This window comes from Stenotrophomonas sp. NLF4-10 (genome assembly GCF_022359915.1).
GTDB lineage: Bacteria > Pseudomonadota > Gammaproteobacteria > Xanthomonadales > Xanthomonadaceae > Stenotrophomonas > Stenotrophomonas daejeonensis.
In genome coordinates, this window is record NZ_JAKSEE010000003.1 from 2,141,808 (window position 1) to 2,163,544 (window position 21,737).

Consider the following 21,737-nt stretch of genomic DNA (forward strand, 5'->3'; position numbering starts at 1 on the left):
TCCGGGTAGGTCGGGGCCATGCCCCGACGCCGTGATGCACGGAGCGCCGGGGGTGTAGCCCCTGCCTGCGGGGATCAGAGCTTTTGCAGCTGCTCGATCGCCGCGTCCAGCGTGGCCTCGTTCTTGGCGAAGCACAGCCGCACCAGCCGCTGCCCTTCCGGCGGGTTTTCGTAGAACGGCGACAGCGGGATCGCGGTGACGCCCTTCTCGATGGTCAACCACTTGACGAATTCGTGGTCCGGCAGGTCGCTGACCGCCGAGTAGTCCACCAGCTGGAAATAGCCGCCCGGCACCGGCAATGGCTGCAACCGCGTGGTCAGCAGTTGTTCGCGGAAGCGGTCGCGCTTGCTCTGGTAGAACGCGCCCAGTTGCAGATGGTGCTCGGGCTCGTCGCGGATCATCGCCGCAAACCCATACTGCGCCGGGCCGTAGGTGGTGAAGGTGTTGTACTGGTGCACCTTGCGGAACTCGGCGCTCAGCGCCGGCGGCGCGATGGCGTAGCCGATCTTCCAGCCGGTGCAGTGGTAGGTCTTGCCGAAGCTGGAGATGACGAAGGCGCGCTCGCGCAGCTCCGGGTAGCGCAGCGCCGATTCGTGGCGGGCGCCGTCGTAGACGATGTGCTCGTACACCTCGTCGGAGATCAGGTAGATGCTGGTGCCACGCAGCAGGTCGGCCAGCGCCTGCATGTCGGCCGCGCCGAGCATCGCCCCGGACGGGTTGTGCGGGGTGTTGACCATCAGCATCCGGGTCTTTGGTGTGATCGCCGCGCGCACCTTGTCCCAGTCCACCGCGAAAGTCCGCGGGTCCAGCGCCACGTGCACCGCGCGCGCGCCGGCCAGGTCGATGGCCGGTTCGTAGCAGTCGTAGGCCGGGTCGAGCACGATCACTTCATCGCCGGCGCGCACCACCGCGTGGATGGCGTTGAAGATCGCCTCGGTGCCGCCCGAGGTCACCGTGATTTCGCTGTCGGCATCGACCTGCGCGCCGTAGCAGTCCAGCACCTTCCGCGCGATGGCCTGGCGCAGCGGCGCCACGCCGGTCATCGGCGCGTACTGGTTCAGGCCCTCGCGCATGGCCTTGGCGGTTTCGTCGAGCAGCCGCTGCGGCGCGGGGAAATCGGGAAAGCCCTGGCCAAGGTTGACCGCGCCGTGCTCGGCGGCCAGTTGCGACATCACGGTGAAGATGGTGGTGCCCACCTTGGGCAGCTTGGTCTGCGGTTGCATCGTTGCGCGGGTGCCGGGGAAGGAGTGGCGAGTGTACGCAATGCCGGCCGCGCGGGCTGCGCGCACCTATAATGGCCGGCCCGATGCGCCAGCCAGCCCGCGCTTCCCCACCCGAGGACGGATGCGCCCGATCCGATGAGCCAGACCACGAACGCCCAGCCGCTGCTCGCCGCGCGCGCACTGCGCTTCACCCGCAACGACGACCCTGTGTTCGGCCCGCTCGACCTGCATGTCGATGCCGGCGAGGCACTGCTGGTGCAGGGCGGCAACGGCGTCGGCAAGACCACCCTGCTGCGGGTGCTGGCCGGGCTGCTGCGTGCGGACAAGGGCACGATCGAGATCGACGGGCGCGCGGCCGGGCACGAGGAGCGGTCGCGCTTCATCGCCTACCTCGGCCACCTCCCCGCGTTGAAACAGGACCTGGGTGCGCTGGAGAACCTGCACGTGCTGTGCGGCCTGCACGGGCGGCGCACGCGGCAGATGCCCGGCGACGCGCTGGCCATCGTCGGCCTGGCCGGCCACGAGGACGCGCTGGTGCGGCAGCTCTCGGCCGGGCAGAAGAAGCGGCTGTCGCTGGCCCGCATGTGGCTGTCGCCGGCACCGGTATGGCTGCTCGACGAACCCTACGCCAACCTCGACCTGGACGGCATCAATCTGGTCAACCGGATGATTTCCGCGCACCTGCGCAGTGGCGGCGCGGCGCTGGTCACCACCCATGGCGCCTATGCCGCGCCGCCGGTGCGCAACCGCACCTTCACCCTCGGCCGCGCCGACGCGGCGGAGGCCGCGGCATGAACCTGCCCGGCCCGCGCCCTACCCTGGCCAGTGCTGCCGCCGCGTTGCTGGCACGCGACCTGAAACTGCTGTGGCGCCGCCGCGGCGATGCTGCGCAGCCGATCCTGTTCGCGCTGCTGGTGGTGGCGCTGTTCGCCCTTGCGTTGGGCGGCAACCCGGAACTGCTGCGGCGGGTGGCATCGGCGGTGCTGTGGCTGTCGGTGCTGCTGGCCGGGCTGCTGTCGCTGGATACGCTGTTCCGCGGCGACGCCGAGGACGGTTCGCTGGAGCAGTGGCTGCTGTCGCCGGTGCCGCTGGCATGGCTGGTGGCGGTGCGGGTGTTCTCGCACTGGCTGACCACGGCATTCCCGCTGGTGCTGGTCAGCCCGTTGCTGGCCGAGCTGATGGGCCTGCCGCACGCGCAGCTGCCGGTGCTGCTGGCCTCGCTGGCGCTGGGCACGCCGCTGCTGAGCCTGCTCGGCGCGGTGGTGGCCGCGCTGACCGTGGGCATGCGCCGCTCCGGCATCCTGCTGGCACTGCTGGTGCTGCCGCTGTACGTGCCGGTGCTGGTATTCGGCGCCGGCGCGGTGGCTGCTTCGGCGCAGGGTTTCGATGCCAGCGGTGCGCTGCTGCTGCTCGGCGCCGGGCTGGTGGTCAGCACATTGCTGGCGCCGCTGACCGCCGCCGCGGCGATCCGCATCGCCAATTCCTGAGCGGGACGGCCGCTTCGATCCCGCATGATGGGTAGGTCGGGGTTACATCCCCGATACTCAGCAGGAGCGTCGGGGGCGTAGCCCCGACCTACGCCCAATCCGCATGACACGATGACGAACCCGGTGGGTGCCGACCATTGGTCGGCACCATCGCCCGGCGTGCGGCAAGCCCCGCCCGACCAACGGTCGGGCGCTACCGTGGCTGGGTGCCTGCGACATTGCGTCACTTGCCTGCCGGCAACGCCGGTCGCAGCATTGTCTGCTGCCCGTTCACAGGGCAAACCCGTCGCAACAGGAGTCTTCCCATGTTCCGCAAACTGATGATCGCCTCCACCCTCGCCCTTGGCGCCGCCGGCGCCGCCCATGCCGCCGACGCCTGCTCGGTGAACGTGGAGGGCAACGACGCCATGCGCTACAACGTCGCCAACATCGACGTGCCCAAAAGCTGCGCCAACTTCACCATCAACCTGAAGCACGCCGGCAAGATGGCCAAAAACGTGATGGGCCACAACGTGGTGGTGGCCAGGACTGCCGACATGCACGGCATCGACGCGGACGGCATCAAGGCCGGGCTGGCCGCCGATTACGTCAAGGCCGGCGACGCCCGCGTCATCGCCCACAGCAAGGTGGTGGGCGGCGGCGAAACCACCAGCGTCAGCGTGCCGGTCGCCAGGCTCGTCGCCGCCGGCGCGCCGCTGTCGTTCTTCTGCAGCTTCCCCGGCCACTCGGCGCTGATGAAGGGCACGCTCACCCTGAAGTAAGCGCCGCCCTGCGGCCCTCACGGCGCCGGCTGGCAGTGCCAACCGCGCCGTCTTCGGCTAATCTTCATGGGCTGCAAGCGCCCGTGCTTCGCGGTGCCCGGTAACCGGATGGTCGGGGTCCACCCCACCGTCGTTTTTCCCAGCGAGCGAGCGGATGTTCAAAGGTTTGGCAGGTTGGTTCCATCGGCTGGGTTCCCCGGCCCACTTCGATGCCTTCGCCGCCCGCTGGTCGCCCTGGTGCTACCTCGCCTCGCTGCCGCTGTTCGCCTTCGGCCTGTGGCAGGCGCTGGCGGTGGTCCCCGCCGATTACCAGCAGGGCGACAGCTTCCGCATCCTCTACATCCACGTGCCGTCGGCATGGATGAGCCTGTTCGTGTTCGGGCTGATGGCGTTCTACGGCGCCATCGCGCTGGTCTGGCGGATCAAGCTGTGCGAAATCCTGGCAATGGCCTGCGCGCCGATCGGCGCGGCCTTCACCCTGATCACCCTGCTCACCGGCAGCATCTGGGGCAAGCCGATGTGGGGCACGTGGTGGGACTGGGACCCGCGCCTGACCACCGAACTGATCCTGCTGTTCCTCTACCTGGGCGTGATGGGCCTGTACGGCGCCATCGACGACCGCCGCGCCGCCGCGCGCGCCGCCGCCCTGCTGTCCATCGTCGGCGTGGCGCTGCTGCCGATCATCCGCTACTCGGTGGTGTGGTGGAACTCGCTGCACCAGGGGCAGACCATCCGCCTGTTCGGCGAATCCAGCATGGACGGCAGCATGGTGCTGCCGTTGTGGCTCATGGTATTCGCCACCAAGTTCTGGTTCGCCGGCTCGCTACTGTCGCGCGCGCGCGCCGACAACCTGCGCCGCGAGGCCGGCAAGGCCTGGGTACGCGAGCGCGTGGAGAAACTGTCGTGAGCTATTTCCAGTACGTGGCCTTGGCCTACGGCGTGTTCTTCGCCGTGCTGGCGTGGGATTTCGCCGTGCCGCGCCTGCAGGTGCGCCGGCAGCTGCGCGAGGTGCGCAAGCGGCTGGCGCGGGCACGGCGCCAACAGGCGGCCGCGGCCGTTGCCGATGATGGAGAGCTGAGCCGATGAGCCCCACCCAACGCAGGCGCCTGTTGCTGGTGCTGTTGGTCGTCGCGGTGGCCGGCATCGCCACCGCGCTGGTCGCCACCGCCCTGCAGCGCAACATCGCCTATCTCTATACCCCGGCCGAGGTGAAGGCCGGCAAGGTCGCACCGGATTCGCGCTTCCGCCTCGGCGGCATGGTCGCCAAGGGCTCGTTCAAACGCGACTCCGGCGCGCTGCTGGCGCGCTTCGAGGTGACCGACGGCGACGCCGAGCTGCCGGTGACCTACGACAAGATCCTGCCGGACCTGTTCCGCGAGGGCCAGGCCGTGGTCGCCACCGGGCGCATGGCCGATGGCGTGTTCGTCGCCGAGGACGTGCTGGCCAAGCACGACGAGACCTACATGCCCAAGGAACTGGCCGACAAGATGGGCATGGCCCACGACAAGCACCAGGTGCCTGCCGCGCCCGCAACCACGGAAGCGCCCTGAGTGCTTGGCGAAACCGGACAAATCCTGCTGATCCTGGCGCTGCTGGCGGCCCTGCTGCAAAGCGCGCTGCCGCTGGTCGGGGCGCAGCGCAACCTGCCGTCGCTGGTCGCCGTGGCCCGGCCCGCGGCGCTATTGCAACTGGCGATGGTGCTGGGCGCTTTCGTGGTGCTGACGCTGGCCTTCGTGCGCCAGGATTTCTCGCTGCGCTACGTCGCCGACAATTCCAACTCGCTGCTGCCGGTGATCTACCGCTATTCGGCGGTATGGGGCGCGCACGAGGGCTCGCTGCTGCTGTGGGCGCTGGTGCTGGCGTTGTGGACCGCGGCGGTGGCCGCGTTCTCGCGGCACCTGCCGGCGGTGGTGGTGGCGCGGGTGCTGGCGGTGATGGGGCTGGTCAGCGTCGGCTTCCTCGCTTTCCTGCTGTTCACCTCCAATCCGTTCGAACGGCTGCTGCCGGCGCCGCTGGAAGGCCACGACCTCAACCCGCTGCTGCAGGACCCCGGGCTGATCCTGCACCCGCCGATGCTGTACCTGGGCTACGTCGGCTTCGCGGTGCCCTTCGCCTTCGCCATCGCCGCGCTGCTGGACGGCCACATCGACGTGCGCTGGCTGCGCTGGACGCGGCCGTGGACCAACGTGGCCTGGGCGTTCCTGACCCTGGGCATCGCGCTGGGCAGCTGGTGGGCCTACTACGAGCTGGGCTGGGGCGGCTGGTGGTTCTGGGACCCGGTGGAGAACGCCAGCTTCATGCCGTGGCTGGCTGGCGCGGCGCTGCTGCATTCGCAGGCGGCCACCGAGAAGCGCGGCGTGTTCATCGGCTGGACCCTGCTGCTGGCCATCGCCGCGTTCGCGCTGTCGCTGCTGGGCACCTTCCTGGTGCGCTCGGGCGTGCTGACCAGCGTGCATTCCTTTGCCGCCGACCCCGCGCGCGGGTTGTTCATCCTCGTGTTCCTGGCGCTGGTGATCGGCGGCTCGCTGCTGCTGTATGCGCTGCGCGTGCCCGGCCTCGCCGGCAACACCGGCGACGCCCGCCGCGGCTATGCGCTCAATTCGCGCGAAGGGCTGCTGCTGGCCAACAACCTGCTGCTCAGCTGCGCCTGCGCGATGGTGCTGCTGGGCACGCTGTACCCGCTGCTGGCCGATGCGCTGGACCTGGGCAAGGTGTCGGTCGGCCCGCCCTACTTCGGCACCCTGTTCCTGCTGTTGATGGCGCCGCTGGTGCTGCTGCTGCCGTTCGGCCCGCTGACCCGCTGGCAGCGCGAGCAGGGCCTGCGCCCGCTGGCGCTGCTGGCGCCGTGGGCCGGGCTGGCGCTGCTGCTGGGCGTGGTGGCGTGGTTCATGGCGCCGCAGGGCAGGCTCAAGACCGCTGCCGGCATCGCTGCCGCCGTGTGGGTGGCGGCGGGCACGCTGTACGTGCTGTGGCAGCGCCTGCGCGGCGGCGGCCGGCCCAGTGCCGAAACCACCGGCATGCTGCTGGCGCACTTCGGCATCGCCGTGTTCGTGGTCGGCGCGCTGCTGGTGGAGGCGCTCAGCATCCAGCACGAAGTGGCGCTGGCACCGGGCAAGTCGGTGCAGGCCGGCCCATACGAACTGCGTTTCGAGGGCGTGGATGCCAGCAACGGCCCCAACTACCACTCCGACCGCGGCCACGTGCGGGTGCTGCGCAACGATGCCGAAATCGCGCTGCTGCACCCGGAAAAGCGCACCTACGCCAGCGGCGGCATGCCGATGACCGAGGCCGGCATCCACCCCGCGCTCGGCGGCGACATCTACGTCGCGCTGGGTGAACCGCTGGGCGACGGCGCCTGGGCGGTGCGCGTGCAGGTCAAGCCCTTCGTCCGCTGGATATGGCTGGGCGCGATCCTGATGGCCCTGGGTGGCTTCGTCACCGCCGTCGATCGCCGCTTCCGCAAGTTGCCCGGGAGATCATGATGTCCGACTTGAACCCCACCCCGCCCCGCCGCCTGCCACCGGTCGCCGTCTTCATCGGCGCCCTGTTCTTCTTCGGCCTGGTCGCGCTGATGCTCTATGGCGTGGCGCGCTCGGACCGGCCGGACCGCGACACCCTGCCCTCGGCCCTGATCGGCAAGCCCGCGCCCAGCTTCGTGCTGCCGGTGCTGCACGACTCCAACGTCAAGGTGAAAAGCACCGAGCTGCTCGGCGCCCCCTACCTGCTCAACGTCTGGGGCAGCTGGTGCCCCACCTGCCGCGACGAACACCCCATCCTCACCCGTTTCGCCGAGACCAAGCGCGTGCGCGTGATCGGCTACAACTGGAAGGACGAACGCGCCGACGCATTGCGCTGGCTGGAACAGTTGGGCAACCCGTACATGCTGGTGCTGGCCGACGAGGAAGGCCGCACCGCGCTGGACTGGGGCATCGCCGCCGCGCCGGAAACCTTCCTGGTCGACGACCACGGCATCGTGCGCTGGAAGTACAGCGGCGCCATCACCCAGGACGTGCTCGACCGGCAGCTGATCCCGGCGCTGGAAAAGATCGAAGCCGCCGGCAAAGGGAAGGCGCAGCGATGATGAAACGGCTGGCCGCGCTGCTGCTGTCGCTGTGCCTGCCGCTGGCCGCGCCGGCGCAGCCGATGGGCGACCCGACGCCGCTGCAATACCGCGACCGCGCCGAGGAAGCCCGCTTCCACGCACTGACCGCCGAGCTGCGCTGCGTGCAGTGCCAGAACCAGTCGCTGGCCGACTCCAACGCCCAGATCGCCCACGACCTGCGCCGCGAAGTGCTGGTACTGATGCACGAAGGCCATAGCGACGCCGAGATCAAGCAGTTCCTGGTCGAGCGCTACGGCGAGTTCGTGCTGTACCGCCCGCGCATGCAGGGCAGCACCCTGCTGCTGTGGCTGACCCCCGGCGTGTTGCTGCTGGCCGGCGCCGCGTTGCTGGTCGTGCAGGTGCGCAGGCGCCGGCACGCCGCGCCGCTGCCGGCGGCCGAAGACGCCAGCCAGGAGGACCGGCAATGGTGAGCACGCCGGTGTTCATGGCGCTGGCCGGGCTGTTGGCCGCGGTGGTGGGCGGCGTCACCCTGCTGCCGTTGCTGCGCGCCGGCAAGCGCGGCATCTGGGGCACGCTGGTGGCGGCGATGGTGGTCGCCACGCTCGGCCTGTACCAATGGAAGGGCACGCCAGCCGCGTTGCAGGTGCAGTCCATTCCGGTGCCGGCCAGCCTCGCCGAGGGCATCGAGCAATTGCAGGAAGCCATGCGCAGGAACCCGGACCGCGTCGACGGCTGGGTGCTGCTGGCGCGCTCGCAGCAGGAGCTGGGGCGCATGGCCGATGCCGCCGCTTCCTACGAGCGCGCCCTGCAACTTGCCCCCGACGAACCCGGCCTGCTGGTCGAGGCCGCGCAGGCCCGCGCCCAGGCCGATCCCAAGCTGCTGTTCGACGATACCGGCCTGCAATGGCTGCAACACGCCCGCGAACTGGCCCCGGACAACGAACGCGCCATCTGGCTGATCGGCATCGTGCAGCGCCAGCGCGGGCAGGCCGAAGCCGCCGCGCATACGTGGGAGACCCTGCTGCCGCGCCTCAAGGATGGCGCCGCCACCGCGCTGCGCGAGCAGATCGACGCCGCCCGCGCCGACGCCGGCCTGCCGCCTTCCGCGCCTTCCGCGCCTGCTGCCCCGGCTGCGACCGGCACCACCCTCACCGTGCGGGTGACGCTGGCGCCGGCCCTGCAGGCGCGCGTGGCCTCGGGCGCGGACACCCTGTTCGTCATCGCCCGCATCCCCGGCGGCCCGCCGATGCCGGTCGCGGTCGAGCGCCATCCGGCGCAGGCCGAACCGCTCACCGTCACCCTCGACGACGCCGACAGCCCGATGCCGACGCAGAAGCTTTCGGCCTTGCAGGAAGTAGAGGTGTTCGCGCGCCTGTCGGCCAGCGGCAACGCGATGCGGCAGGATGGCGACGTCGAATCGACGCCGGTGCAGGTCAAACTGCCGGCAGGCAAGCCGCTGGAAATCATCCTCGGCCCCTCGTAAGAGCGCCGCCCAGCACGCAATGCCATCACCGTAGGTCGGGGCTACGCCCCCGACGCTTTCCGCAGGCATTTCGGTGCAGGGCGTCGGGGGCGTAGCCCCGACCTACGTTTCGTGCCCTGCTTATGCCTCCATCGCATGACGCACTCTTTGCTGCACTTCGAACACCCGCAAGGGAATAGCGAGATAACCCCGCATCATCACGCAGCGGCCACACCATGTCGTTGCGCCGCTAGAATCGGCGGATGACCGAATTCATCCCCGAAGGCAGCCGTTTCCACGCGCTGTCTTCGCCTTTCCCGATGAAGCGTGGCGGCCAACTGCACGGCGCACGCATCGCCTATGAAACCTGGGGCACGCTGGCCGCCGACGCCGGCAACGCGATCCTGATCGTCACCGGCCTGTCGCCCGACGCCCACGCCGCCAGCCACGCCGGCAACACCGCGCCGGGCTGGTGGGAACCGATGCTCGGCCCCGGCAAGCCGATCGATACCGAGCGCTGGTTCGTCGTCTGCGTCAATTCACTGGGCAGTTGCAAGGGCTCCACCGGCCCGGCCTCGCCCGACCCCGCCAGCGGCCAACCCTACCGCCTGTCGTTCCCCGAACTGTCGGTGGAGGACATCGCCAACGCCGCCGCCGAGGTGGTGCATGCGCTGGGCATCGGGCAACTGGCCTGCCTGATCGGCAACTCGATGGGCGGCATGACCGCGCTGGCCCTGCTGCTGCACCACCCGGGCATCGCCCGTGCGCACATCAACATCTCCGGCAGCGCGCAGGCCCTGCCCTTCTCCATCGCCATCCGCTCGCTGCAACGCGAGGCGATCCGCCTCGACCCGGCGTGGAACGACGGCACCTACGACGAAGCCCATTACCCGGAATCGGGCATGCGCATGGCGCGCAAGCTCGGCGTCATCACCTACCGCTCGGCGCTGGAATGGGACGGCCGCTTCGGCCGCGTGCGGCTGGATTCGGAGCAGAACGGCGAAGACCCGTTCGGCCTCGAATTCCAGGTCGAAAGCTACCTGGAAGGCCATGCGCGCCGCTTCGTGCGCAACTTCGACCCGAACTGCTACCTGTACCTGGGCCGGGCGATGGACTGGTTCGACCTGGCCGAATACGGCGGTGGCGAGGTGATGGCCGGGCTGGCGAAGATCCGCGTGCAGCGGGCGCTGGCCATCGGCGCCAACACCGACATCCTGTTCCCGGTTGAGCAGCAACAGCAGATCGCCGATGGCCTGCGCGCAGGCGGCGCACAGACGCAGTTCATCGGCATGGATTCGCCGCAGGGCCATGACGCCTTCCTCGTCGACTACGACCGCTACGGCCCGGCCGTGCGCGGTTTCCTCGACACGCTGCCGCCGCATTGAGCGGCGGCGCCGTGCCATCGTCCCCATGCGCGGGTCGTTCAGTTTCGAGCAAGCTACCGCGGCGCCATCCCGCTAGCCTTCGCGCCTCCCTCCACAGCCGGCCCTTCCCTTGAGCGAACCCTCCTCCCTGCAGCACTCGCGTGCCGCGGTGCCGCTGGCGCCTGCGCTGGACACGACGCTTTTCGATGCGCGCATGCCACGCCGCTTCCGCCCGCTCGACCGCCGGGTGCTGTGGATCGTCGCCGTCGCCGCGGTGCTGGCCGGCGTGGTCGGCGTGGTCGCGCGCCTGCTGACCGCGCTGATCGGCCTGGTCACCAACCTCGTGTACTACGGCACGGTCGACGCGACGCTGCGCAGCCCGGCCGACCACCACCTCGGCGCATGGGCCATCCTGCTGCCCGTAGCCGGCGGGCTGGTCGTCGGCGTCATGGCCCGCTTCGGCTCGCGTGCGATCCGCGGCCACGGCATTCCCGAGGCGATGGAGCAGGTGCTGCGCAACGAAAGCCGCATCCCGCCGATCATCACCTGGCTGAAGCCGGCCTCCTCGGCCGTGGCGATCGGCACCGGCGGCCCGTTCGGCGCCGAAGGCCCGATCATCGCCACCGGCGGCGCGATGGGCTCGCTGCTGGCGCAGCTGATGCACGTCACCGCGGACGAACGCAAGACGCTGTTGGCGGCCGGCGCGGTGGCCGGCATGGCGGCCATCTTCGCCACGCCGATCGCCGCGGTGCTGCTGGCGATCGAGCTGCTGCTGTTCGAGCGCAAGGCGCGCTCGCTGATCCCGGTGGCCACGGCGGCGATGATCGGCGCGGCGGTGCATGCCTGCTTCGAGGGCGTCGCCCCGGTATTCCCCATGCCGGCGCTGGCCGCGGCCCCGGTCGGCGCGCTGGCGGCCTACGTGGCGATGGGCGCGGCCGCCGGGCTGGCGGCGGTGGCCATCACCCGGCTGACCTACGGCATCGAGGACGCCTTCGAGCGGCTGCCGCTGCACTGGATGTGGTGGCCCGCCATCGGTGGGCTGGCGGTGGGCATCGTGGGCTGGTTCATGCCGCGCACGCTCGGCGTCGGCTACGACAACATCACCCTGGTGCTGGGCGGCGGCCTCGGTCTGGCCGGCCTGCTGGCGCTGGGCCTGATGAAGCTGTGTTCCTGGTCCATCGCCTTGGGCAGCGGCACGTCCGGCGGCACCCTGGCGCCGATGTTCACCATCGGCGGCGCCTTCGGCGGGGCGCTGGGCCTGCTGGTCGCCTCCGCCTTCCCCGAACTGGGCGTCGATCCGCGGATGGCGGCACTGGTGTGCATGGCGGCGGTCTTCGCCGGGGCATCGCGGGCGTTCCTCACCTCGGTGGTGTTCGCCTTCGAGGCCACCCAGCAGGTGCACGGGCTGCTGCCGTTGCTGGGCGCCTGCGCCGCCGCCTACCTGGTATCCGGCCTGCTGATGCGCAACACGATCATGACCGAGAAGATCGTGCGCCGCGGCGTGCGCGTGCCCTCGGACTACAGCGCCGACCACCTCGATTCGGTCCACGTCCGCGACGTGTGCACGCAGGATCTGGCCTGTTTCCTGGGCGAGGAACGCCTTGCCGACGCCTGCAAGGCGCTGGAGGGCGGGAACCCGCAATTCGACCACCACAGCTTCCCGGTGCTGCGTGACGATGGCGTGCCGTGCGGGCTGGTGGCGCGCCGCGACGTGCTGGCCCGCGCCGGCGAGGACGGACTATGCATCCGCGACGTCATGCAGCCGTCGCCCGCGGTGATCGGCGGCGACCACTCGCTGCGGGATGCGGCCGACCACATGGTCGAGTGCGGCGTGGGCCGGCTGCTGGTCATCGACGAAGCGGCCGCGGGGCAACTGCTCGGCATCGTGACCCGCGCCGACCTGCTCGACGCCCACCGCGGCCGGCTGCGTTCCGCGCGCCAGGCCGGGCGCCACCTCCGCTTCAACCTCGCCCCGGTCAAGCCGGAGTCCCCGCCCCCCGCTGCCGGGCGGCATTGACCGACGGCGCCGCGTCGCCACGTCCTACCGGCGACTGCGCCCTGCGCTGATCGCACGGCAGCGCGGGCATGCGCAGGCTGGCAGTTCCCACCGCATGGAGCTGCCATGTCACGCCTGACGATGCTGCTGTGCCTGTTGTTGCTGCCACTGTTGGCCACGGCCGCGCCGCCACCGCCGGTGATGCTGGCCGGCCAATGGCATGACGGCGCGGAGGTTTCCCGTTACTGGGTCAGCGAAAAGCTCGATGGCGTGCGCGCCCGCTGGGACGGGCAGGTGCTGTGGACGCGCGCCGGCAACCGCATCGCGGCGCCCGCGTGGTTCACCCGCCGCTGGCCGCGGCAAGCACTGGATGGCGAGCTGTGGGGCGGGCGCGGCAGTTTCGAAACCACCAGCGGCACCGTGCGCAGCGCCCCGGCCGACGACGACGGCTGGCGGCGGCTGCGCTTCATGGCCTTCGACCTGCCCGGTCATGCCGGCACGTTCAGCCAGCGTCTGGCCGCCATGCAGGCGCTGGTCGAGCGCGGTGCACCGGCGACGCTGGCGGTGATCCCGCAACGCCGGATCACCGACACCGCCACCCTGCACCGCCACCTGCAAGCCATCGTCGCCGCGGGTGGCGAAGGCTTGATGCTGCACCATCAGGACAACCGCTACGGTGCAGGCCGCAGCGACGGCCTGCTCAAGCTCAAGCCGTGGGACGACGCCGAAGCCCGCGTGGTCGCGCACTTGCCGGGCAAGGGCAAATACGCCGGCATGCTCGGCGCGCTGTTGGTCGAGCGCGACGACGGCGCGCGCTTCCGCATCGGCAGCGGCTTCAAGGATGCCGAGCGCGCCATGCCGCCGGCCATCGGCAGCCTCGTCACCTATCGCTACAACGGGCTGACGGCCAAGGGGCTGCCACGGTTCGCTCGATTCCTGCGGGTGCGGGACGAGACGCCACCACCGGAGCCGGTACAACACGCGCAATGACATTCGACGTCCACAGCGGCGCGCTCGGCAGGAGCTGTCTCCGTAGAGCGGGAGCATTCCCGGCCAAGCCTCAGCGGGGCAAGCCCCGCTCTACAACGGCGTTACGGGCGCAGGGGCGTCAACCTGCCCTGCTGCAACCGGTACTCGCGCTGCACCACGCCTTCGGGCAGGTGGCCATGGCTGATCATCAGCAGGCTGCGCGGCCCCAGCGCGGCGGCTAGGTCGGTCAACAAGGCGTTGGCGGTATCCACGTCCAGGCCCTCGGTGGGTTCGTCGAGCACCAGCAGCGGGGCATCGCGCAGCAGGGCGCGGGCCAACGCCAGGCGCCGCGCCTGCCCGGCCGACATCGTGGCGCCGTTCTCGCCGAGCCAAGCCGACAGGCCGCCCTGCTGCCATGCCCAGCCGGTCAGCCTGACCTGCTCCAGCACCGCCCACATCCGTTCCTCGCCGGCCGCCGGATCACCCAGTCGCAGGTTGTCGGCGATGCTGCCGGCGAACACCGGCGCGCCCTGCGGCAGCCAGGCGATGCGGCGGTGCCAGTCGTCCTGCGCCACGTCGCGCAGGTCGATACCGCCATAGCGCACCGCGCCTTGCCGCGGGTCCCACAAGCGCAGCAGCAGCGCCGACAGCGTGCTCTTGCCGCAGCCGCTGTCGCCGCGGATGGCGATGCGCTCGCCGGGCCGCAGTTGCAGGTCGATGCCGTCGAGCAGGCGCCGGGATTCGCCCGGCCAGCCGAACACCACCTGCTCGAACGACACGGTGGCGGCCTGCGCCGGCAGCGCCACGGGCTGCACCGGGTCGGCCACGGCGGGCGGCTGCTCGACGATGGCCTGCAGGCGCGTGGCCGATACCCGCGCCGATTGCAGCGCCTGCCATGCTTGGCCGCAACCGGCGGCGGCTTCCAGCAGGGCTACGGTGAGGAACAACAGCGTGGCCGCCAACGGCGCGGCCAGCGCGCCGGCCTCGAATGCGGACAAAACCAGCCACAGCATCGCCAGCAGGCCGAGCCCGGCGCAGGCCGAGTGCAGCACGTTGCCGGCAACCAGCCGGGTGCGACGGCGCTGGTCGCCGCCCGCCACCTGCCGGGCGGCGGCATCGACGCGGGCGATCCAGTCGTCGCGCGCATCCAGTGCGGTCAGGTCGGCGGCACCTTCCAGCCCTTCGTAGGCCAGCGTGCGCAGGTCGGTGCGGTGGCGTGCGCGCGCGGCTTCGCCGGCATCGCCGTGGCGCACCGCCAGCACCGGCACGCCGATGCCGACCAGCAGCGACAAGGCAAGCAGCACCAGCGCCGCCGGCCAGTGGATCAGGGCCGCGGCCAGCACCGTCGCCAGCATCGCGCCGGCCAGCGCCAGCAGCGGCCCCAGTGCGCGCACCATCAGGCCATCGACCTCGCCGATGTCGGTCATCAACCGCGCCAGCAATTCGCCGGTACGGCTGCTGCCCAGGCGCGCCGGTGCCAATGGCAGGGCGCGGCGGAAGAACCACACGCGCAGGTCGCGGGCGATGCGCAGGGTGGCGTCGTGGCCGACCAGCTTTTCGAAATAGCGCGAGCCGATGCGTGCCAGCGTCAATGCGCGGATGCCGGCCGATGGCGAGAAGAAGTTGAACGTGGCCCCCGCGCCGAGCGCGCCGGCCAGCGCCGCGGCGGTGAGGAAACCGCCGGCCAGCCCCAACAGGCCGATGCCGGCCAGCATCGTCAGCAACAACAGGGCCACCGCCAGCAGCAGGCGCCAGCGGTGGCGGGCAAACACCTCGCGCAGGGTGTCGACGCGGTTCATGCGCAGGCCTCGCTGCCGGCGTGGGCCGTGCCGGCATGCAGCCGCACGATGTCGTCGCCCCAGCGCATCGCCGCTTCGCTGTGCGTGGCCATCAGCACGCTGCGGCCGCGCGTGAACGCGGCCAGCGCCTGCAGCAGATCGGCCTCGGTCTGCGGATCGAGGAAGGCGGTGGGCTCGTCCAGCAGCAACAGGTCCGGATCGCGCAGCAGCAGCCGCGCCAGCCCGATGCGCCGCGCTTCGCCGCCGGACAGGCCGAAGCCGCGCTCGCCGATCACCGTGTCCAGCCCCTGCGGCAACAGCCGCGCGAAACGCATCACCTGCGCCACTTCGGCCACCGCGTGCAGGCGCGCATCGCTGGCGGCCGGGTCGGCCAGGCGCAGGTTGTCGGCGATGGAGCCGTGGAACAGGTAGGGCCGCTGCCCCGCATAACCGACGCGCACGCCATCGCGCAGCACGATGCGCCCGCCGCGCGGCGGCAGCCAGCCGGCCAGCGCTTCGAGCAGGGTGCTCTTGCCACTGCCGCTGGGGCCGACCAGCGCCAGCCGCTGGCCGTCGGCGACGTGCAGCGAGAAATCCGCCACCACATCGTGGTTCGCCCCGTTGGGCCGCAGCCGCAGCGATTCGGCCACCAGCAATGGGGCGTGCGCCTGTGCCGGTTCCGGCGCGCGGACCGGCGCCACCGGTGCAGGAACGTATTCCGTTCCCCCCTCCAGCAGGCGCTCCACTTCCGTGGCGGCGGCCAGCGCATTGGCGCGGTCGTGGTAGTGCGCGGCGAAACGGCGCAGCGGCGCATAGAACTCCGGCGCCAGCAGCAGGCAGAACACGCCGGTGCCCAGCGTCGGCGCGCTGGCGTGCAGCGACAACATGCCGAGGTAGCCCAGCCCGAGGTACAGCGCCACCATCGCCACGCTCACCGAGGCGAAGAATTCCAGCACGGTCGAGGAAAGGAAAGCGATGCGCAGCACCTTCATCGAGCGCAGTCGCACGCCTTCGGCAGCGGCGCCGATGCCGGCCAGCTCGTCGTCGCCACGTCCATAGAGCCGCAGCAGGCCCAGCCCCTTGATGCGGTCGGCGAAGTGCCCGCCCATGCGCGCCAGTTCCTGCAATTGCTCGCGGCCGGCGTTCTCCGCGCCCATCCCGACCAGCATCATGAACAGCGGCACCAGCGGTGCGGTGCACAGCAGCACCAGCGCCACCACCCAGTCCACCCAGGCCACGGACGCGGCGATCAGCAGCGGCACCACCACCATTTCCACCCGCACCGGCTGGAAGCCGGCGTAATAGCCCTCGATGGCGTCGCCGTGGGCCAGCAGCAATTCGCCGAGTTCGCCGCTGCGCTGCCGCCGCAGCCACAGCGGGCCCTTGCCCAGCAGGCGTCGGTAGACTTGCTCGCGCAACGCCAGCCGCGCTGCGTCGGCTACATCGCCCGCCGCCTTCTGCGCGAGCCCGCCCAATACGCTGCGCGCCAGCAGCACCAAGGCCAGCACGGCGAACACCTGCCCGGCCTGCGCCAGCGGCCGGTGTTCGACGAACACGCCTTGAAGCAGCCACGCGATGGCCCAGGCCTGCACCACCAGCAGGCCGCCGGACACGCACACCGCGATGGCCGCCAGCCGCTGCCGCGAACGCGCCGCATGCGCCAGCCCGGCCAGCCACTGCTGTTGCCTGCGGCGCCGTTGACGCGGCGTTTCGGCAGAATGTGGAACATCACTCAAGGCGGCGGGCTCTGCTGGGCGTGGAACGGCGTGATTGTAGGCCGGCGGCGGATTGCGCAGCCATGCGGACTTTTGCCGCTGCGACAGTCCGTCACATTGATCCACGTCATGGACAGGCGCAGCATGATCGCAGGCGTTGCCGATGGCGCCTGCCCACAACCGAGGTAACCGGCCATGATCGATACGACCGTCGTGGACCTGTCGCGCCTGCAGTTCGCGCTGACGGTGATGTACCACTTCCTGTTCGTCCCGCTGACGCTGGGACTCTCCTTCCTGATCGCGATCATGGAGAGCGTCTATGTCATGACCGGCAAGGAGGTCTGGCGGCGGATGACGTTGTTCTGGGGCGTATTGTTCGGCATCAACTTCGCGATGGGCGTGGGCACCGGGCTGGTGATGGAGTTCCAGTTCGGCATGAACTGGTCCTACTACAGCCACTATGTCGGCGACGTGTTCGGTGCGCCGCTGGCCATCGAGGGACTGATGGCGTTCTTCCTCGAAGCGACCTTCATCGGCCTGTTCTTCTTCGGCTGGAGCCGGCTGTCGAAGGTGCAGCACCTGACCATCACCTGGCTGATGGCGCTGGGCACCAACCTGTCGGCGCTGTGGATACTGATCGCCAACGGCTGGATGCAGCACCCGGTGGGCGCGGTGTTCAACCCGGAGACCATGCGCATGGAGGTGACCGACTTCATGGCGGTGGTGTTCAACCCGGTGGCGCAGGCCAAGTTCGTGCACACGGTCAGCGCCGGCTACATCACCGGCGCGGTGTTCGTGATGTCGGTCAGTGCGTTCTACCTGCTGCGCAACCGCCACCTCGACGTGGCACGGCGCTCGTTCGCGGTGGCCGCCGCGTTCGGCCTGCTGTCCTCGGTGTCGGTGGTGGTACTGGGCGACGAGAGCGGCTACGCCGCCAACGAGCACCAGAAGATGAAGCTGGCCGCGATCGAGGCGATGTGGGAAACCGAGCCGGCGCCGGCCGATTTCACCGCCTTCGGCATACCCAACCAGCAGACCCACCGCAACGATTACGCGATCAAGGTACCCTACCTGATGGGCCTGATCGCCACCCGCTCGCTGCACCAGCCGATCCCCGGCATCCTCGAACTGGTCGAGCGCGCCGAGCACCGCATCCGCGGCGGCCAGCTGGCCTATGCCGCGCTGGAACGCATCCGTGCCGACAAAAGCGACCGCGAGGCACGCGAGATGTTCGACCGCCACTGGCAGGACCTTGGCCACGGCCTGCTGCTCAAGCGCTACCGCGCCGACATCCTCGACGCCACGCCGCAGGAGATTTCGCAGGCGGCGATGGACACGGTGCCGACGGTGCTGCCGCTGTTCTGGACGTTCCGCATCATGGCCGGGCTCGGCTTCTACCTGATCGCGTTCTTCGCGGTGGCGTTCTACTACTCGTGCCGGCACAACTTCGAGCACAAGCGCGGCTTCCTGAAAGTGGCGCTGTGGACGCTGCCGGCACCGTGGATCGCCATCGAATGCGGCTGGTTCGTCGCCGAATACGGCCGCCAGCCGTGGGCGGTGGACGGCGTGCTGCCCACGTTCTACGCCGCCTCCGGGCTGGCGCTGCACCAGATACTGCTGACGCTGTGCGGCTTCGTCGCGCTCTACACCGTGCTGATGGTCATCGAGATCAAGCTGATGCTCAAGGCCATCCGCAAGGGCCCCGACGAGATGCTGCCGAGCCTGCAGCAACCGGCATCCGACTCCGCCGCGCAACCGGCCTGACGCAGGAGAACCCGCATGGACTTCATCCTTCTGGACTACACCACGCTGCGCCTGGTCTGGTGGCTGCTGCTGGGCGTGCTGCTGATCGGCTTCGCGGTGATGGACGGCTTCGACCTCGGCATCGGCACCCTGCTGCCGTTCGTGGCGCGCACCGACGAGGAGCGCCGGCTGGTCATCAACACCGTCGGCCCGGTATGGGAAGGCAACCAGGTATGGCTGGTGCTGGGCGGCGGCGCGATCTTCGCCGCATGGCCGCCGCTGTACGCGGTGAGCTTCTCCGGCTTCTACCTGGCGATGTTCCTGATCCTGTTCGCGCTGATCCTGCGCCCGGTCGGCTTCAAGTACCGCGGCAAGCTGCCCGGCCAGCGCTGGCGCGACAACTGGGACCGGGCGCTGTTCGTCGGCGGCTTCGTGCCGGCGCTGGTGATGGGCGTGGCGATGGGCAACGTGCTGCTGGGCGTGCCGTTCCATTTCGACGACAGCCAGCGGGTGTTCTACACCGGCGGCTTCTTCGGCCTGCTGACCCCGTTCGCGCTGCTCGCCGGCCTGCTGGCGGTGGCGATGTTCGTCGCTCACGGCGCGGCGATGCTGGTGCTCAAGACCGACGGCGCGGTGGCCGAGCGCGCGGCCCGCTATGGCAGCGTCGCCGCGCTGGCGGGGTTCGCCCTGTTCGCCGCCGGCGGCATCTGCGTGGCGTTGCTGCTGCCCGGCCACGCCATCACCTCGCCGCTGGCCACCGACGGCGCCAGCAACCCGCTGCTGAAGACCGTGCAGGTCACCGCTGCCGGCGGCTGGATGTACAACTACAGCGCGATGCCGGCCACGCTGCTGGCGCCGGCCGCGGGCCTGCTCGGCGCGCTGGCCGCGGCGCTGCTGCTGCGCGCGCGCCGTGGCGGGCAGGCCTTCGTCGCCTCGGGCGTCTCCATCGCCGGCATCATCCTCACCGTGGGCCTGGCGATCTTCCCGTTCCTGCTGCCCTCCTCCACCCAGCCCGGCGCCGGCCTGACCGTGTGGGACGCCTCCTCCAGCCGCCTGACGCTGTGGGTGATGCTGCTGGTCACCGCGGCGCTGCTGCCCATCGTCATCGCCTACACCAGTTGGGTCTACCGCGTGCTCAAGGGCAAGACCACGCTGGAAGAAATGGGTGGCAACCCCAACGCCTATTGACCCACCACGACAGCCAAGGAGTCAACGCATGTGGTACTTCGCCTGGATACTCGGTGCCGGCCTGGCCTCCACCGTCGCCATCCTCAACGGCATGTGGTTCGAGGCCCGCGAACAACGCCGGACCGAAGCACGCCGATGACGCATTCCGCGCTTGCCAGAAACGCGGGCCGGGAGTATCTTTCCGCCTCCTTCGCGGGGTGTAGCTCAGTCTGGTAGAGCGCTACGTTCGGGACGTAGAGGTCGCAGGTTCGAATCCTGTCTCCCCGACCAAGGTCGAAATCCGGAGCCCGGCAGGCGCATGCGCCTGCCGGGTTTTTTCGTGGCTGCGTGACAAGGACTGCGCGCCCTGATCCGTACAAACCCGGCCGTAGATGCGGGGCTTGCCCCGCATGAGGCCGTATCGGCAGGCCCCCGTGCCGGGCAAGCCCGGCACCTACGAGAGCGCGGCCGTCAGCGCACGATCAGGTCGATCAACCACTGCGCCTTCTTGTAGGGCGGCTTCAGCAGGTCGCCACCGGTGCGGCGTGCCTGCCACAGGACCGGCAACTGCTTGCTCATCGCGTCGAAACCGATGCGGCCGTGGTAGGCGCCCATGCCGCTGGGGCCGATGCCGCCGAACGGCAGGTTGTTGATGGCGAAGTGGAACAGCGTGTCGTTGACCGAGACGCCGCCGGCCAGCGTGCCGCGCAGGATCTTCTCCACGCTGGCACGGTCGTGGCTGAACGGGTACAGCGCCAGCGGGCGGTCATGGGCGTTGACGTAGGCGATGGCCTCGTCCAGCGAACCCATGCTGCGGATCGGGAACACCGGGCCGAAGATTTCCTCCTGCATCACCTTCGCGTCGTCGCCCGGCTCCAGGACCAGGGTCGGCGGGAACAGGCGCTGCGCCGGGTCGGCCTCGCCCAGCGCGATCACCTCCAGCCCGCGCGCGCGGGCGTCGTCCACGTAGCCCTGCAGGCGCGCGTACTGGCCGTCGTTGACGATGCGGCTGTAGTCGCCGGTATTGCCGAAATCCTCGCCATAGCGTGCGCGTACCTGTTCCCGCAGCGCCTGCACCAGCGCATCGCGGCGCGCGGCGCCGACCAGCACGTAGTCCGGCGCGATGCAGGTCTGCCCGCAGTTGAACCACTTGCCGGTCGCCAGCCGCGCCGCGGCCTGCTGCAGCGGATAGTCGTCGCAGACGATGGCCGGCGACTTGCCGCCCAGCTCCAGCGTCAGCGGGGTCAGGTTCGGCGCGGCGGCAGCCATCACCTTGCGCCCGACCGCGGTGGAGCCGGTGAACACCAGATGGTCGAACGGCAACGCGGCGAACGCGGAAGCCACCTCCGCGCCGCCCTCGGCGACGACGACGCGGTCGGCGGGGAACACTTCGGCCAGCAGTTCGCGCAGGAAGGCGCTGGTGCGCGGGGTGTGCTCGGAAGGCTTCAGGTAGACGTGGTTGCCGGCGGCGATGGCGGTCGCCAGCGGGATCAGCGCGAGGTTGACCGGGTAGTTCCACGGTGCGATGACCCCGACCACGCCGACCGGCTCGGGGCGGATCTCCGCGCGTGCCGGCCAGAAGCGCCAGCCCACGCCGACGCGGCGAGGCTTCATCCAGCCGCGCAGGTGCCGGCGCAGGTGGTCGATCTCGTTGAGCACGGTCATGCCGTCGGCGATGCGCGATTCGTGCGGCGAGCGATGGCCGAAGTCGGCGGCGATGGTCTGCGCCATCTCGTCGAGCCGCCGCTTCAGCGCCTCGCGCAGGCGCAGCAGGTCGGCGCTGCGCTGCGCGCGGTCGGGCTTGCGCGCCTGCCAGGCGGTGCGCAGGCGCTCCAGGGTCGGGCGCAGTTCGGGAACGGGCGTGGTGGTGGTGTCCATGCGATGAAGTTTATGCGGTGTCATCGAATCCGACGTTGAATACGGCCCGTGCATCCACCGTGGATGCGGGGCTTGCCCCGCATGGGGCTTCATCGGGAAAGCTCCTGCCTGTCCCGAAAAGGGATGCAAGC

The 21,737-nt window shown here is 70.2% G+C and carries 20 protein-coding genes and 1 tRNA gene; 17 read left to right on the top strand and 4 right to left on the bottom strand.

Translation table 11 applies throughout. The features are described from left to right. Window positions 1–74 precede the first annotated feature (74 nt). Complete coding sequence (locus MIC98_RS10055) at window positions 75–1,223, bottom strand: pyridoxal phosphate-dependent aminotransferase (protein WP_239737067.1); 1,149 nt, start codon at window positions 1,221–1,223, stop codon at window positions 75–77. A gap of 135 nt (window positions 1,224–1,358) precedes the next feature. Between MIC98_RS10055 and ccmA the strand changes: the two genes are divergently transcribed. The 13 genes from ccmA to MIC98_RS10120 all read left to right on the top strand — a co-directional run bounded on the left by ccmA (window position 1,359) and on the right by MIC98_RS10120 (window position 13,346). Further along, window positions 1,359–2,018 (top strand): heme ABC exporter ATP-binding protein CcmA, encoded by a 660-nt coding sequence (gene ccmA, locus MIC98_RS10060; RefSeq protein WP_239737068.1) that lies wholly within the window; start codon window positions 1,359–1,361, stop codon window positions 2,016–2,018. Beyond that, window positions 2,015–2,710: a heme exporter protein CcmB gene (gene ccmB, locus MIC98_RS10065; RefSeq protein ID WP_239737069.1), complete on the top strand. Its 696-nt coding sequence runs from the start codon at window positions 2,015–2,017 to the stop codon at window positions 2,708–2,710. Before ccmA ends, ccmB begins: the two co-directional genes overlap by 4 nt. Window positions 2,711–3,015: 305 nt before the next feature. Beyond that, a complete protein-coding gene (azu, locus tag MIC98_RS10070; protein ID WP_239737070.1) occupies window positions 3,016–3,471 on the top strand; it encodes an azurin in 456 nt (151 codons plus the stop codon). A 154-nt stretch (window positions 3,472–3,625) separates the two neighbouring features. Next, entirely contained in the window at window positions 3,626–4,378 is a 753-nt protein-coding gene (gene ccmC / locus MIC98_RS10075; protein ID WP_057639827.1) for a heme ABC transporter permease CcmC, read from the top strand. Further along, on the top strand, window positions 4,375–4,557 hold the full coding sequence (gene ccmD / locus MIC98_RS10080; RefSeq protein WP_057639828.1) for a heme exporter protein CcmD: 183 nt from the start codon (window positions 4,375–4,377) through the stop codon (window positions 4,555–4,557). Before ccmC ends, ccmD begins: the two co-directional genes overlap by 4 nt. Continuing rightward, window positions 4,554–5,021, top strand: a complete 468-nt coding sequence (gene ccmE, locus MIC98_RS10085) for a cytochrome c maturation protein CcmE (RefSeq protein WP_239737071.1) — start codon at window positions 4,554–4,556, stop codon at window positions 5,019–5,021. Before ccmD ends, ccmE begins: the two co-directional genes overlap by 4 nt. Beyond that, a complete protein-coding gene (locus tag MIC98_RS10090; protein ID WP_239737072.1) occupies window positions 5,022–6,953 on the top strand; it encodes a heme lyase CcmF/NrfE family subunit in 1,932 nt (643 codons plus the stop codon). Next, window positions 6,953–7,552: a DsbE family thiol:disulfide interchange protein gene (locus MIC98_RS10095; protein WP_239737073.1), complete on the top strand. Its 600-nt coding sequence runs from the start codon at window positions 6,953–6,955 to the stop codon at window positions 7,550–7,552. Before MIC98_RS10090 ends, MIC98_RS10095 begins: the two co-directional genes overlap by 1 nt. Further along, complete coding sequence (locus MIC98_RS10100) at window positions 7,552–8,004, top strand: cytochrome c-type biogenesis protein (RefSeq protein WP_239737074.1); 453 nt, start codon at window positions 7,552–7,554, stop codon at window positions 8,002–8,004. Before MIC98_RS10095 ends, MIC98_RS10100 begins: the two co-directional genes overlap by 1 nt. Continuing rightward, window positions 7,998–9,017, top strand: coding sequence for a tetratricopeptide repeat protein (locus MIC98_RS10105; protein WP_239737075.1), 1,020 nt, complete (start codon window positions 7,998–8,000; stop codon window positions 9,015–9,017). Before MIC98_RS10100 ends, MIC98_RS10105 begins: the two co-directional genes overlap by 7 nt. Before the next feature lie 242 nt (window positions 9,018–9,259). Next, window positions 9,260–10,381 (top strand): homoserine O-acetyltransferase, encoded by a 1,122-nt coding sequence (locus MIC98_RS10110; RefSeq protein WP_239737076.1) that lies wholly within the window; start codon window positions 9,260–9,262, stop codon window positions 10,379–10,381. Window positions 10,382–10,490: 109 nt separating this feature from the next. After that, entirely contained in the window at window positions 10,491–12,377 is a 1,887-nt protein-coding gene (locus tag MIC98_RS10115) for a chloride channel protein (RefSeq protein ID WP_239737077.1), read from the top strand. A 105-nt stretch (window positions 12,378–12,482) separates the two neighbouring features. After that, window positions 12,483–13,346, top strand: coding sequence for a DNA ligase (locus MIC98_RS10120; RefSeq protein WP_239737078.1), 864 nt, complete (start codon window positions 12,483–12,485; stop codon window positions 13,344–13,346). Between the two features lie 101 nt (window positions 13,347–13,447). On the opposite strand, the gene cydC is transcribed toward MIC98_RS10120, so the two are convergent. Then, complete coding sequence (gene cydC, locus MIC98_RS10125; RefSeq protein WP_239738126.1) at window positions 13,448–15,130, bottom strand: thiol reductant ABC exporter subunit CydC; 1,683 nt, start codon at window positions 15,128–15,130, stop codon at window positions 13,448–13,450. Beyond that, window positions 15,121–16,839: a thiol reductant ABC exporter subunit CydD gene (gene cydD / locus MIC98_RS10130; protein ID WP_239737079.1), complete on the bottom strand. Its 1,719-nt coding sequence runs from the start codon at window positions 16,837–16,839 to the stop codon at window positions 15,121–15,123. Before cydD ends, cydC begins: the two co-directional genes overlap by 10 nt. A 174-nt stretch (window positions 16,840–17,013) precedes the next feature. Between cydD and MIC98_RS10135 the strand changes: the two genes are divergently transcribed. From MIC98_RS10135 to MIC98_RS10150, 4 genes are all read left to right on the top strand, one after another. Beyond that, entirely contained in the window at window positions 17,014–18,582 is a 1,569-nt protein-coding gene (locus MIC98_RS10135; RefSeq protein ID WP_057639838.1) for a cytochrome ubiquinol oxidase subunit I, read from the top strand. Window positions 18,583–18,597: 15 nt separating this feature from the next. Next, entirely contained in the window at window positions 18,598–19,749 is a 1,152-nt protein-coding gene (cydB, locus tag MIC98_RS10140; protein ID WP_057639839.1) for a cytochrome d ubiquinol oxidase subunit II, read from the top strand. Window positions 19,750–19,777: 28 nt separating this feature from the next. After that, entirely contained in the window at window positions 19,778–19,888 is a 111-nt protein-coding gene (cydX, locus tag MIC98_RS10145) for a cytochrome bd-I oxidase subunit CydX (protein ID WP_057639840.1), read from the top strand. Window positions 19,889–19,942: 54 nt separating this feature from the next. Beyond that, window positions 19,943–20,019: transfer RNA gene (locus tag MIC98_RS10150), tRNA-Pro, on the top strand. Window positions 20,020–20,199: 180 nt separating this feature from the next. Here MIC98_RS10150 and MIC98_RS10155 read toward each other — a convergent pair. Next, window positions 20,200–21,606 (bottom strand): coniferyl aldehyde dehydrogenase, encoded by a 1,407-nt coding sequence (locus tag MIC98_RS10155; protein WP_239737080.1) that lies wholly within the window; start codon window positions 21,604–21,606, stop codon window positions 20,200–20,202. Window positions 21,607–21,737 lie beyond the last annotated feature (131 nt).